At 50.2% G+C, this 14,118-nt stretch carries 12 protein-coding genes and 1 pseudogene; 12 read left to right on the plus strand and 1 reads right to left on the minus strand.

Features of this window, described 5'->3' with window-relative positions:
• Nucleotides 1–32: 32 nt before the first annotated feature.
• The 12 genes from K419_RS0120605 (at nt 33) to K419_RS0120660 (ending at nt 13,797) form a co-directional block, all read left to right on the plus strand.
• On the plus strand, nt 33–746 hold the full coding sequence (locus K419_RS0120605; protein ID WP_026843193.1) for an ankyrin repeat domain-containing protein: 714 nt from the start codon (nt 33–35) through the stop codon (nt 744–746).
• A 628-nt stretch (nt 747–1,374) separates the two neighbouring features.
• Complete coding sequence (locus K419_RS0120610) at nt 1,375–3,450, plus strand: DEAD/DEAH box helicase family protein (protein ID WP_026843194.1); 2,076 nt, start codon at nt 1,375–1,377, stop codon at nt 3,448–3,450.
• A gap of 26 nt (nt 3,451–3,476) precedes the next feature.
• Nucleotides 3,477–3,653, plus strand: a complete 177-nt coding sequence (locus K419_RS23770; protein ID WP_156912263.1) for a hypothetical protein — start codon at nt 3,477–3,479, stop codon at nt 3,651–3,653.
• Entirely contained in the window at nt 3,650–5,608 is a 1,959-nt protein-coding gene (gene dndD, locus K419_RS0120620; RefSeq protein ID WP_026843195.1) for a DNA sulfur modification protein DndD, read from the plus strand. Before K419_RS23770 ends, dndD (K419_RS0120620) begins: the two co-directional genes overlap by 4 nt.
• Nucleotides 5,605–6,015: a hypothetical protein gene (locus K419_RS0120625; protein WP_156912264.1), complete on the plus strand. Its 411-nt coding sequence runs from the start codon at nt 5,605–5,607 to the stop codon at nt 6,013–6,015. Before dndD (K419_RS0120620) ends, K419_RS0120625 begins: the two co-directional genes overlap by 4 nt.
• A 14-nt stretch (nt 6,016–6,029) precedes the next feature.
• Nucleotides 6,030–6,509 carry a hypothetical protein gene (locus K419_RS0120630; protein ID WP_026843197.1) on the plus strand — a complete coding sequence of 160 codons (480 nt, stop codon included), beginning with the start codon at nt 6,030–6,032 and terminating at the stop codon, nt 6,507–6,509.
• Nucleotides 6,506–7,729, plus strand: coding sequence for a DGQHR domain-containing protein (locus K419_RS0120635; protein WP_026843198.1), 1,224 nt, complete (start codon nt 6,506–6,508; stop codon nt 7,727–7,729). Before K419_RS0120630 ends, K419_RS0120635 begins: the two co-directional genes overlap by 4 nt.
• A 74-nt stretch (nt 7,730–7,803) precedes the next feature.
• A complete protein-coding gene (gene dndB, locus K419_RS0120640) occupies nt 7,804–8,898 on the plus strand; it encodes a DNA sulfur modification protein DndB (protein ID WP_026843199.1) in 1,095 nt (364 codons plus the stop codon).
• Nucleotides 8,899–8,905: 7 nt separating this feature from the next.
• Nucleotides 8,906–10,279 (plus strand): DNA phosphorothioation system sulfurtransferase DndC, encoded by a 1,374-nt coding sequence (gene dndC / locus K419_RS22555; protein ID WP_084154303.1) that lies wholly within the window; start codon nt 8,906–8,908, stop codon nt 10,277–10,279.
• Nucleotides 10,269–12,281: a DNA sulfur modification protein DndD gene (dndD, locus tag K419_RS0120650; RefSeq protein ID WP_026843200.1), complete on the plus strand. Its 2,013-nt coding sequence runs from the start codon at nt 10,269–10,271 to the stop codon at nt 12,279–12,281. The genes dndC and dndD (K419_RS0120650) overlap by 11 nt, the downstream gene beginning before the upstream one ends.
• Complete coding sequence (gene dndE, locus K419_RS22560) at nt 12,272–12,652, plus strand: DNA sulfur modification protein DndE (protein WP_051293146.1); 381 nt, start codon at nt 12,272–12,274, stop codon at nt 12,650–12,652. The genes dndD (K419_RS0120650) and dndE overlap by 10 nt, the downstream gene beginning before the upstream one ends.
• Nucleotides 12,652–13,797, plus strand: a complete 1,146-nt coding sequence (locus tag K419_RS0120660) for a cysteine desulfurase family protein (protein WP_026843201.1) — start codon at nt 12,652–12,654, stop codon at nt 13,795–13,797. The genes dndE and K419_RS0120660 overlap by 1 nt, the downstream gene beginning before the upstream one ends.
• Nucleotides 13,798–13,864: 67 nt before the next feature.
• Here the strand turns inward: K419_RS0120660 and K419_RS23380 are convergent.
• Nucleotides 13,865–14,118, minus strand: a pseudogene (locus K419_RS23380) (hypothetical protein); the annotation flags it as partial.

Genomic DNA, 14,118 nt, shown 5'->3' on the forward strand with positions numbered 1-14,118 from the left:
CGTCGTGTTCAATAAATTCGAGAGGGACCTCTATGAAGGCAGCAAATTATTTCAGCGACGAACAACTTTCCGCCTATGGTTTCGCCCACGATGGTGATGTCGAAAGGCTGGTTGAAGTTACCAGGGTAGGAGTGGACCTGAATAAACCGGCAAAAGAAGATATGACACTACTCGGGTTTGCTGTTTTGACTGCCGATCACGAAGCCATCGTCAATTTGATGCGTGCAGGAGCTAACCCAAACCAAGTCATCCCGAACGCCGGTTCTCCGGCAATTCTGGCAATAACGCATCACTACGATCCGCCTCGGACAAAAGCGCTGGCGGCACTGTTCGACGGCGGCTACGATCCAAACCAGTTACTGAGCTATGGCACGCCTTACATGTTTTATTTCGTCAAATACGACCATTGGCCAGGTCTACAATTGGCACTAGAAATAGGGGGCAATATCAATATCAGAAGAAGTAATGGGAAGTCACTTCTAACATACCTCATAGAGCGGGGGCATTATCCCCAAGCACGTGACCTCATCTCGAAAGGGGCGGATGTTGCTGCCCGTGGAGAGCGTGATGAGACGGCCTTGGAAGCTATTGAGTTTAATGTGACCAGAGTCGAGCCTTCAATCCGGGAGGTATGGAAAGAGGTCGTGGCAATGAGGGAACTTATTCTGACCAAACTTTCTGACTCCAAGGATCGGCGCAGTGCATTCACTGACAGAGCAGAGGAGAAGATCCGGCAGAACCCTTAAATGGTTGTTGTTCATCTCACAGTCATGTTCCGACTCTCCACTTCTGAGATGCGCTAATCTGGCAGACGGCAAGCCCGTTCTAACCGGTGAGGATGTGCCGGAAGAAACTCAACCTGCAGAATAATCTCTTCGTCTACCCCGCTCCCCCCCCCGCTGACCTCATCTCAGGTTTTCTCAGATTATCTCCGTGGCAAACGGTTTCCGGATGGTTTTAAAGTTTCCCCCTCACTCCGGTTTTCTCAGATGTCCTCAGAATTTCTCCTTGCCAATGGTTTTGAGTGGGAGGCGGCGGTAGACCCCTTTATGAAGTAAGCATGAAGGAGCCTGCCCCGGCTGCTTTCATGTGTCGTGGTTTTATCGGTATTGTGTCCCCCGAACATTCCCGAACATCTTATCCTTGTTGTCCGTTCTTAAGTCTTAAGTCAGAAGATTTCTTCGCTTCAAAGGTCGACATCTTGTTAATAATTGTTTACCATGGCTGGCCAATTGCTGTATATTGCCCCGCGACGCATGGGCCGGCAATGCAAGAATTACGATTGGTTGGCTATAGGTAGTTACCAAATGTATGTGAATGAGGGTTTGATTCCATAGACCCACATGATGTAAATTCCATCGAGAAAGCTCATTAATGGAAAACCTGGCCACGATAACTTTTCCCCCAGTTCTGGACACCTCAAGTGCGGATATAATCCGCGATTTTTTTAATCCTGCTCTAGCAGCTTCAGTCCGCTACGACCGTGGTGTCGGCTTTTTCAGCGCGGCTTGGCTGCGGTTGGCTGCGCAGGGTATGACGACGTTTGCCGCCAATAATGGCTATGCCCGTTGGGTGACAAGTCCCATTCTCAGCGAAGATGACTGGCAAGCTTTGCAGGAGGGGAGTGTAGCGCGAACCGATGAAAGGCTTCGGCAGTCGATGGAGGCGAATATTCACGACCTGCGTAACGCGTTGAACGAAGAGACCCTTTCGGCGTTGGCGTGGCTGGTAGCGGACGGCATTCTTGATTTCAAACTGGCTCTGCCACGCAACAAGTTGGATCAGGGGGAGTTTCACGACAAGTTCGGCATTTTTACCGACACGGAAGGGAATCAGGTCAGCTTCAACGGCTCCTATAACGACAGCATTCAAGGAACACGCAATTACGAATCCATCAAGATTTTCACCTCAGCGCAACCGGTTCTGGCCTTGCTGGTGAAGGCCGACAATGACCGGTTTGCCCGCCTCTGGAGCAACAACGACCCGAATGTTCAGGTGTTTGATCTGCCGGAAGCGGCCAAGGCAAATATCATCAAGCTGCGCACTCAGTCGCGACCATACCCGGAGCCGAACAAGGAGCAGTTGAGCCTCATCAGTGGCGGCGGGAGTCTGGCCTATGTGCCGAAACCTACCATGCCGGTAAGCGTTGAGCTGCGAGACTACCAGAACGAAGCCATCACTGCCTGGTTTGATCACGACTGTCGCGGCCTGCTGGAAATGGCCACCGGTACGGGCAAGACCATTACAGCCCTGTCTGCTTCAGTACGGCTCTACGAGAGGGAGAAGCGCTTAGCGGTCATCATGACCGTGCCGTATCAGCATTTGGTGGATCAATGGCAGAAAGAGAGTCAACCCTTCGGCTTTAGGCCGATACTGGCCTATCAGAGCAAGTCCAGCTGGTTTGATCAACTGAACAGCATGGTCATGGACTTCACGTCCGGCTACAGGGATACATTTTCTGTAATCACCACCCATACCACCTTTGCCTCGCCTGACTTTCAGGCCATTATTACCCGCCTTATCGGCCCCTGCCTGATACTGGCCGACGAGGCCCACCATCTCGGTTCGGAGCGGAGCAGGCAGTGCTATCCTGAGCATATCCCCTATCGCTTGGCCCTTTCCGCAACCCCTGACCGCTGGTTTGACGATGAGGGGACCGCCGCCTTGCGGGGCTATTTCGGCGACACGGTCTTTTCCTTCCCGCTGGAGAAAGCAATCGGTGTTAGCCTTACCCCCTATTACTACTTTCCACATCTGGTGCAGTTGACCAGTGACGAACTGGCAGACTATCAGGAGTTGTCGGCGAAGATTGCCCAGCTTGCGGGACGGGATGACGAGCGGGCGCAGGAGTTAATGAAGTTGCTGCTCATGCGGCGGGCGGAGCTCCTGAACAGGGCGACCAACAAAATTACCGAACTCTCCCGGCTGATTGACGAAAGCGATCATATTGACCATACGCTTTTCTATTGTGCATCGGGACAGATTGATGATGTGCAAAAACTGCTCGGTTGGGAACATGGTCTTTTGGTGCAGCGTTTTACGGCTGAAGAGGACACCCGCGAACGTCAGCAGCGCCTGGCCGATTTTGACAGTGGTGAGATTCAGGCACTGGTAGCCATGAAGTGTCTTGACGAAGGGGTTGACGTGCCCAGCACCAAGACTGCCTATATTTTGGCCAGCAGCAGCAATCCGCGGGAGTTCATCCAGAGGCGCGGGCGGGTATTGCGTAAATCGAAAAATAAAGATCATTCGGTAATCCACGACATGATTGCCGTACCGCCGACCGCCTGGACAACAACCCAGGATTCGGCAACCTTCACTATTGAGCGAGGGATTATCCGTAAGGAGTTGGAGCGGTTCAAGGAATTTGCCTCACCAGCACTAAACAAGCACAAGGCGCTGGACGTGATTTGGGAAATTGCCAGGCGTTATAATCTGATGGATTTCTGAGAGGGCTTATGCAGAAAGAGGGATTGATGAATCTGTTTGAAACCTTTGATCCAGCAGTGCGGAACATCATTCTCGGCGTTCTGGATATCGAGCAGGAACACATATCCATGGAGCGACCACGGGTCAAGGACCAGATTGATGAGATTGTCACTGCTGCCGCAAAAAAGGAAGTAGAACGGCTTGCTGTTGAGGACTTGCCATGAAACTGGAACGGATCACCATTGAAAACTTCCGCCAGTATTGCGGCAAACAGCGGGTCGCATTCGCCAAAGACGACCAGAAACGCATCACCATCATTCACGGCATCAACGGTGCGGGGAAAACATCCTTTTTCCTTGCCATCAACTGGTGCCTGTATGGGAAGAGTGTCGAAAATATCAAGGTAGTTGATAACGTTGGCGAACTGATGAGCAAGGAGGCGGTCAATCAGGCCGCTGCAGGCGAAACAGTGCGAGCGTCGGTGGACCTTTCTTTTCTGCACAATGGCGATCGGTACCAGATAAAGCGTGTGCTGCAAGGGGTAAAACAGCTAGACGGTTCAGTGAGTGTGGAAGAGACCGACACCTTCACCATGATGCGCACTCGGGCAGATGGTCAGGCTGAGCGGATCAACAACCCCATTGGCACCATGAACTCTATCCTGCCGGCCAATGTGCGGGAATACTTCCTGTTTGACGGTGAAAAGATCGATAACTTTGCCAAACCGGAAGCGGCATCCCAGGTGAAGCAGGCGATTTATCTGGTGCTGAAGCTGGAGATTCTGGAACGGGCCCGTCGCCATCTTGAAGCAGTTGCCACCGAGTACCGGAAGGAGTTGAAAAACAAGTCCGGTCAGCAGCTGCGTGATTTGCTGGAAGAGGAAGAAAAGGCCCGGACGGAGATTAAAAAGGCCAAGGACCGTGTCATTGAACTGCACCAGGAAATTGAGTCTGCCGAACGGAAAATTGCTGAAATTGACAAGCGGCTTCGGGAAATGGAGAACACCAACATCCTTCAGCAGCAACGCGACCGGATAGAGCGTGAGCTACGGCAGCGCCGGACTGAAATGGAAGAGATAGTCAATTCTGTGCGGGATTTGGGGACATCCGGCTATTTCGTTGTTGCCGAGGCGGCAATCAAGAAGGCAGTGTTGCTGCTGGAAGAAAAGCGGGCGCGGGGTGAAATCCCCAGCGACTTCCGCCAGCAGTTTATCAAAGACCTTATCGGTAAAATGATTTGCGTCTGTGGCAGACCGTTTAGTGACGGTAGTGAGGAGCATCGTACCTTGCTGGCAAAGATCAGCCACGGGCTGCCCGATGCCTTGCAGGATGAAGTGCTGAACAGCTGTGCCGTGTTGCAGGCTTTTGAAGAGCGCACGGAAAAGCATAGAGCCGATCTTGATACCTTTATGCGGCGGCGTTCAGAGCTTATCGACATTATCAAGATTCTTGAAGAAGAGCTGGATGACGTCAGCCGCCAGTTAAAGGGCTCACCACTTGAGGAAATCAGCAAGTTGGAGCGGAAACGGGAGAATTACAAGGCGGATATTCAGGAATACACGCTGGAGATTGGTTCGCTCCATACTCGAATGGAAGAGTTTAATCGTAAAATTGTTGAGCTGAAAAAAGAGATTGACCGGGCACGCCGGGAAGAGAAGCGGGAGGCGCTACTCAGCACCAAGCTGGATCTGGCCCAGCGGTCAGCCGATGCCATTGGCGAGATGTACCAGTCTTTTGCCGATGACATGCGGGAAAAGATTCAGGACAAGACCAAGGAGATTTTCAAGAAGCTGGTCTGGAAGGAGAGCCATTTCCAGGACGTCAAGCTCGGCCCGGATTTCAATCTGGAAGTAATTGACCGGTATGGCTATTCGGCCCGTCCAGAGCTTTCCGCCGGTGAGCGACAGGTGCTTAGTCTCTCGTTCATTATGGCTATGTCGCGCATCAGCGATGAAGAAGCGCCGCTTGTTATGGACACCCCCTTTGGTCGGCTCTCTTCCCACCACCGCAACGCGATTTGTGAGCACTTGCCGGGGCTGACAAGCCAGTTAGTTCTGTTCGTGACTGATGAGGAGTTGCGGGATGAGGCACGACAGAATCTTGAATCCCGGATTGGAGCTGAGTATCGACTTGAGTTCGATTCAAGGACCAGCTGCACAGAAATAGTCGAGGTGAGATGATGGATATCCTAGCCAGTCGAGATACGGTAACCATTGATGAATCGGTGCATCACATCTACAAAGACCTTACCGAAGGGGCCGACCCGGTAACGGTGCCGTTCAAGACCATGAAGGATGTTTTTCTCTGGGCGGCAGTCCTGGGGTGCAAACGTGGTGAGCGGAGGCCAATAGTTGGGAAGAAAGTGACGGTTTTTCGCTGGGCACAATTTAGTGTGCAGACAGATGCTCCTGTGATCAAAGCTATTTGTTTAGCTGATGGTAGCGATGTTGATGTCCTGCTAAACCAAGATCAAATGCTAGGAGTAGTTGAAGAGTATGCGAATGCTGGAATTCATGAATTAAAGACCAGATTGACCGGTGGATATGGCCAGCCATTGTTCAATTTAGTTGAATTGCAAAACGGTTAAATCAGGGGATGTAAATGGACTATATTGGTTCGCTGTTTAAGCGGTTATGGAACGCACTTGCCACACTCAAGTTCTGGACTGAAGGGTTGATTGTGTTTATTCTTGGTGGTCTCGGAATCTGGTGGCCCCTTTTCTTTAATTGGAAGGGATATGAAAATTTCTTCTATCCTGAACCATGGTTTACTTATGGTTTGGCAACTCTTATGGTAATACTTGGGCAACGTCTGTTTATGAAGGAAGAGGATGATACGTATATTATGCCCAATCGTCTGATACTATTTGTATTAGTACTCACTGGTTCATTGATGTACGGAAAATCAGTTAAACAATATTTTGAATTTGTAGCTGATGGAAAGCATAAGACAGTTTTTGATTATAGTCTCACTCGGTACGGTATGTTTACTACCTTGTTTGCTTGGATTATACATGTGGTTGGAGACAATAAGTTTGACAGCAAAGATGCAAGTAATGCGTTGGGAGGCAAAGTAAAATGAGTAACTTCTTGGAGCTTCCTGCAATCAAGATCTCACAGCCATTGGGTATTTTTTATTCGGTTGTTATCCCGGCGAATACGTTGAAGTTGATTACCTACGTTGCTAGAGCTAAGTATAAAAGAGAGGGTATTTTTAATAAAGTGCTGTCTCCTATTACTGGTACTCAGCGGGACCATGATGAAAAACGAGAGAAAGACATCGCTGCCTATATTGACAGTACTGAAAGTGCTCTACCCAACACAATTATTCTTGGAGCTAATATTGAAGAGAATGGCTCCCTGACTCGTGAATCTGATCGCTGGCACGCTATCGAAGTGGGGAATGGATTTTATCAGTTGATTGTCCCTACGGGGAGGGCGTTAGCATCAGTTATTGACGGACAACATAGACTTAATGGGTGTGTGCAGTCTGAAAGACAAGATTATAACCTTATATGCTCTGTGTATTTGGATTTACCTGCACCTTATCATGCGTATCTTTTTGCTACCATAAATGCAAATCAAAAAAAGGTAGATAGAAGTCTTGCATATGATTTATATGGGTTCAGCTTAGATCAGGAGCCTAGGACTATTTGGTCGCCAGAAAAGTTGGCGGTGTATCTTGTAAGAAAAATTAACGTTAGTGATGGTCCGTTTAAAAACAGAATTATTCTAGGCGCTCAGTCTGATGAAGAATCAGATAATGGACTCATTTCTTTGGCAGCACTTGTAGATAGTATTTTAAATCTAGTTAGTTCGAATCCAAAACAGGATCGAGATAAAATTTTGTATCATAAAAATGACAAAGGGCGGAAGTCGCTTATTGTTAAAAAATACTCGCCTCCTCTAAGAGAATTGTATATAACTGGTCAAGATGATAAAATAGAATTTATTCTTTTAGATTTTATTGCTGTTGCTAACGAAATTGTGCTTAAAGGCCAGCCTGACAGATCTTATATTGTTAAAACGGTCGGAATACAAGCCATTCTTGATTGGTTTAAATGTTACCTGCAAATAAAAGGTCACGATTTTGATCGCGGTGATTTGCTTGATAAGCTTCACCGTATCAACCGAATTGATTTTACGGATAACTTTTACACTGCCTCCGGCTTAGGAAGGGGAAGGATGAAAAATGTCATGCTAATTAATACCGGACTTAAGGCGTTGGATTCTCTGAGAAAAAGTAAAGATTTCGAGTTTTACGGGCAGCGGCAACTCGCCCCTGCAGGTTCCGTCATGTAAAATTTAGTTGACTTCCTGGCAGAATAAAATAAACTTCCAAGCATTTTGGAAGTTTATTTTATTTTGGGGGGCGTATGCCTATAGCCGAATATTCCTTCCCGGCCATAAAGGGGCGTCAGGCAGGGCGTGAGTTTTACATTTCAATGTGCCCCTTAAAAATTGTGCCTCGCCTCTTCCTTTTTCAAGCAGATGACCTACCTCCTGAACTCCGTTCCCAGCGCGTTCTTAACAAAGCCCGCATCCCCGAGATATCCCGTTATATCACCGCCAACCGGGAGAACTATATCTTCTCCGCCATAACTGCTTCTATTGACCGTCAAGTCACTTTTGAGAGACTGATTGTTAACGGGAAGGAGGTTGAGGATATCGGTAGATTGCGAATCCCGCTTGACGCACGTTTCATTTTGAACGACGGTCAACATAGGAGAGCTGCCATTGAGGATGCGCTGAAGGAGCAGCCGGACCTTGGCGATGAAACAATCTCGGTTGTTTTCTTCATCGACAAGGGATTGAAACATTCCCAGCAGATGTTTGCTGACTTGAACAAGCATGCGCTACGCCCTTCCAAGTCTACAGGAATTCTCTTTGATCACCGTGATCCGCTGTCCAGCCTCGCCTGCGAGATTGTTGAAAAAATCCCTGTGTTCAGAAACCTGACCGAGATGGAGAAGACTTCCATTTCAAATCGCTCCACCAAACTCTTTACCTTGAGTGCCATTTACCAAGGCACGTTAGCTATTCTCCGCAAAACCGAAAGGTCAAAAGCAATTACCGATGCCGAAATGAAGGTGGCCTTCGATTACTGGAGTTGCGTTACCGAGAACATGCGTGACTGGAAGCTGGCTGCAGCGAAGAACATAAGTACATATGAACTTAGACGTGATTATGTCCATGCTCATGCCTTGGCCCTTCATGCCATAGGGCGACTTGGTGCAGCATTACTTTCGACAACCGGTCGAGATTACCGGCAGGAGCTTAAGAAGCTGGACACAATCGATTGGACCAGAAAGGCCATCGCCCTGTGGGAAGGGCGGGCAATGCACAACGGTAAAATCAGCAAGTCTCATACCTGCGTCACCCTGACCACAAACTACCTGAAAACCTACTTCGATCTCCCGCTGACCCCGGAAGAGACTGAAGTTGAACTTGCATTCCTCAGGAAAGCCTAACCAATCTATGGATAAAATTACCGAAATCAAAGAGCACATCAAAAGGGTGTATCTGGCCTACAACCGTCCGTTTGTGGTAGGCTACTCCGGCGGCAAGGATTCCACAGTTGTCCTGCAACTGGTCTGGGATGTCATTGAAGAGCTGCCCCGTGAGCAGTTGACCCAGGACGTACACGTCATTTCGACCGATACCCTGGTTGAGACACCGTACATCATTGACTACGTGACCAAAACGCTGGAACAGGTCAACAAGGCTTCCAGTGAATGCGGTCTGCCAATAAAGGCCCATCGACTGACGCCGCTCAATAAGAACAGTTTCTGGGTGAATCTGATCGGCAAGGGCTACCCTGCGCCAAGCCGCAATTTCCGCTGGTGTACGGAACGACTAAAGATTGAGCCGGTGAACCGCTTCATTGCCGAGCATGTGGACGAGTGGGGCGAAGCAACGGTGCTGCTGGGTGCCCGGCGGGACGAAAGCGCTTCCCGTAGCCAGGTGTTGGCAAAGAAGGTTCGGGACCAGATGGGGCTGTCTAAGCATCCGACCTTGCCAGCGGCTTTTGTCTTTACCCCTATTGAAGAGATGACCACCGATGATGTCTGGTCGTACCTTTTGAATCACAAATGCCAGTGGGGCGGCAACAATCGGGATCTGGCGGCCATGTATCAGAACGCCGCCGGTGGCGAATGCCCGATGGTAGTGGACAAGTCGACGCCATCGTGTGGCAGTAGCCGTTTTGGCTGTTGGACCTGCACTCTGGTACAGCAAGACTCCACCATGGAAAACCTGATCGACAACGGTGAGGAGTGGATGGCGCCGCTGCTAGAGTTCCGGGATTTCCTAAGTGAGACCCAGGACCCGGAAAAGAAGCATATCTACCGCAGTCACAAACGACGAGACGGACAGGTTGCCTATGTGCGTGACGGTACGCGGATTGCCTATGGTCCTTATAAGTTGGAGTGGCGTAAGGAGTTTCTAAAGCGGCTTTTGACCATCCAGAAGGATGTGCAGCAAAACGGACCTGACCCGTCCATGCAGCTAATTGCAGTTGAAGAGCTGGAGCTGATCCGCGACTTTTGGCGGGAAGAGGAATGGTCAGATTCCGTCCCTGAAATATACCGGGAGGTCATTGGCGCTGACCATGTCTGGCCGGACGATGACGGTATCAGGTATTCACTGGCGGATCATGAATTGCTCACTACCCTCTGCCGGCAAGCCGGTATAAATCCTGATTTGCCGACTAAACTGCTAGACCAGGAACGTCGCTTACAGGGGATGACCCGCCGGGCCGGGATTCTGGACAAGATCGACCGGATCTTTGCCGAGGAGTGGCGCACGGAAGAGGAAGTGCTGAAGGAGCTTGAGGCAGGGCATGATATTTAACAAACTGACACTTGTGAACGTGGGCAATTTTGCCGGAACGCACGTCTTTAACCTGAGACAGAAAGAGACGACCGCAGAACCACAGCCGATTGTGCTGTTCGGCGGCCTGAACGGTGCCGGGAAGACAACGATTTTCGATGCCATCAAGCTTTGTCTCTATGGCCAGGAGATGTTCGGCGCTATTCCGGTCGCCAGGTACCATGACTACCTGCGCAAGAAGATCCATGCCTCTAAAACAACCGATTTACAGCCAACCTTTGCCTCCATTGCCCTTGCGTTTGACTATACCCAACAGGGACAGGCCTGTGCCTATCGAGTTGAGCGTTTCTGGGAAAATCGAGAACATAAGCTACACGAATCATTGAAGGTTTCACGCAACGGGAAAACGATTGCAGAAGTGGAGCGGGACTCGTGGCAGGATTTCATCAAGGAAATTATTCCTATTGGGCTGTCCCAACTATTCTTTTTTGATGGTGAAAAGATCCAGAAAATGATGTCCGAGGACAGCAGTGAGCAATTGCGAAAATCGATCTTCGCCCTGCTGGGGCTGGATCTGGTGGAGCGGCTCCAGGCCGACTTGAAAATATACCGGAGCAAACATCTGCAGGAAACCCAGCACGAGAATTACCGGAATGATCTGGATGAGCTTGAAGGGCAACTGAGGGATGTAGATGCTGAAATCAAGATGATCAACGATAACAAGGCCAGCTTGCAGAATGCTATTGATCAGCTTACCGACCAGATTGCTACCTATCGCGACAAGGTTGCCGCGCAGGGGGAAGGGTACTATCGCAACCGGCTGAGCCAGGAAGACGTGCGCCGCAAGTTGGAATATGAGATTGACGCCATCAGGGACCGGTTTCGTGAGTTAGCTGCGGGGCTGTTGCCCGTGGCGGTCGCGGCTTCCGTTGCTTTAAAGCTGAAAGCACAGGTGGAAACTGAGCGGAGCCAGAAAGCTGCAACGCTACTGGCTGCCAGTCTTGCTCTCAAATATCAGGAGCTTCTGACCAGGATCGATGCCCCTGATTTTCTGGTCGGTATATCGATGCAGACTGTGGCACTCAATGGTCTTAAAGAGGCCGTAAAGGCAGAGCTTTCTCGCCTGTTTAGTCGGGATGACCGCACAGAGCCCAGCCTCGAGGTGTTTGGCTACTCGGGGAAGCAGACGATTGACGTTTTGCATGCCATTGATGCTGCATTGAATAACCTCCCTGAGGAGATGGCAGCGCTTTCAGTCCGCTATGAATCTGGCTACAGGCAGTTGCAGGAGACTATCGCCTTTTTGAACAAGGTTCCTGATGAAGAGCTGATTCAGCCGATGTATGAACAGCTGGCCAGTCTGAATATGCAAATGGGAGGGCTAACTGAGAAGCGCAACACTATGGATGCGCAGCTTGGTGAACTTGCCAACCGTCGGAATGAGATTGAGCGGTGGGTTGTGCAGCTGGAGCGGAAGCTTGGCGCAGCATATGACCTTGAAGAGCGGCTGCAGACCGTTTTCAAGGTGGAGCGGGTGCTTGCCGATTATCACCGGCAACTGGCCCGGCAGAAGGTTTTCACCGTTCAGAATGAGTTCACAACGATCTTCAGGATGCTGCACCGAAAAGAAGACATGATTGCCTCGGTGAGAATCGACCCAGACACGTTTGGCGTCCGACTTTTCGATCGGCAGGGAGCTGAAATCAGCATCGGAAGCCTTTCTTCAGGGGAGTTGGAGATTTACGCCATGTCCATGCTCTGGGCTCTGGCCAAAACGTCAGGGCAGAAGTTACCATTCATTGTCGATACGCCGCTGGCTCGCTTAGATTCGAAGCACCGGGATAATCTGGTGGAGCTGTTTTTCCCCTACGCGTCCCATCAGATGATGATCTTTTCCACCAACACGGAAGTTGACCAGCAGTATTTCGAGCAGTTGGAGCCCAGTATCGCCCAGGCATATAACCTTGAGTACTGCGAAGAACGCAAGTCAACCGTGGCAAAGGAAGGTTACTTTTGGAACTGAACGGACTAGAATTCAAACGGATCAAGCTTTCCCTGGAGTCGACCAAGAAGCTCCAACTCTTCAAGGCGCGGACGGGATTGACACCCAACATAGCCTGCCGGTTGGCACTGGGCATATCTCTCGCTGAAAACAATATGCCGGCTTTGGAGCTGTTCACCGAAGAATCTGGCCAGGAGATTAATCGCTACACTCTTTTCGGTGAGCATGAGTTGATCCTGACCTCACTTTTTTTCCAGTGGTGCCACGACAAGAGGATTGAACCTGAAGAGCGGGAAGACTATTTTCTCGCCCATATCAATAGAGGTGTTGAGCTGCTGGTAAACCGTGTTCGGGGGTTGGAGAATTTGGCTCAGCTGGTAAAGGTGAGTTGATGACGGAACCAATTTATCTCGACCATAATGCCACGACGCCAGTTGACCCTCGGGTGCTGGAGAAGATGCTGCCATATTTTTCCGAGATATATGGTAACGCCTCCAGCATCGATCACCTGCACGGTAATCGGTCGAAAAAGGCCGTGGACGCGGCACGGCAAACGATAGCAAAGCTTCTTGGCTGCCGTAAGGATAACGAGGTAATCTTTACAGGCGGTGCCACTGAAGCGAACAACCTCGCCCTTATCGGCAGCTATCGTAGGCTGCGCGAAAAAGGTCGTCACATCATCTCTTCTGCCATCGAACACCCTGCTGTTCTCGACACGCTCCACTATTTGGAGAATGAGGGTGCGGAAGTAACCCTGCTGCCGGTTGATTGCTATGGTGTAGTAGATATTCAGGCACTACAGGCCGCAATTAGAAGCGACACGATTTTGATCTCGGTAATGTTTGCCAATAACGAAATCGGCACCATCCAGCCAATCAAGGAAATTGGCGAGGTTTCCAAGAAACATGGGGTTCTGTTTCATGTCGATGCCGCCCAAGCGGTCGGACATGAGCCTTTGCATGTTTATGATCTAAACATTGATCTCTTATCTTTCAGTGCCCACAAGTTCTATGGTCCGAAAGGTGTAGGAGGGCTGTTCGTCCGGACTTATGCACCGATGGTACGACTTGACGCAGTAATGTTCGGTGGTGGTCAGGAGAGGGGGCTGCGTCCGGGAACGCTGAACGTGCCGGCGATTGTCGGTATGGCAGAGGCTCTGGCTATTGCTGTCCAAGGTCAAAAAGCAGAGCGCGAGAGATTAGGGGATTTGTCAGCTACAATCAAGGCTAATCTCCTTGCCGCATTCCCGGGCATCATCTTTAACGGTCATCCCGAAAAGAGATTACAGCACAATCTGAATATAACTATTCCTGGCGTAGAGGCGAAGGGGTTGATTCATTTGCTGAAGGACAGACTATCTTTCTCGGCAGGGTCCGCTTGTTCGACAACCAAGGTTGAGCCGTCGCATGTTTTGAAGGCCATCGGACTGAGCGATGATGAGTGCTTCCAGACCATACGGTTTGGGGCAGGTCGGTCAACGATGAATAGCTTGCAAATTTCTGAAATTCTTATTGAAGGAATTCGCAAATTGAACTAATGGGGAGGTTCCGGGGACACAAGGGGGGGGACGGGGTCGGCGCGTGTCAAGCTAGTTGTCGCCTGACCTATGCAGCGTTGACAGTTTTATTTTCTTCTTCGAGGACGACTTTGGTCACTACTGCCTCGCGTTCTGGATTGAGTGTCACGGCTGCCACTGGCGTCCAATCACGGGTACTACCTGACCACCGCCGAGGGTTCGCTTCTCTTGCTTTTCCATAGAGCTCGTGGCGAGCCCTGAGAATCTCAACATCCTCTCCGGCATGACGTTGAGCGGGGGTTACGTACTTGATGCCACTGTGTCGATGATCGAAGTTGTACC

Source organism: Citrifermentans bremense R1 (genome assembly GCF_000426865.1).
In the GTDB taxonomy this organism is placed as follows: Bacteria; Desulfobacterota; Desulfuromonadia; order Geobacterales; family Geobacteraceae; genus Geomonas; species Geomonas bremensis.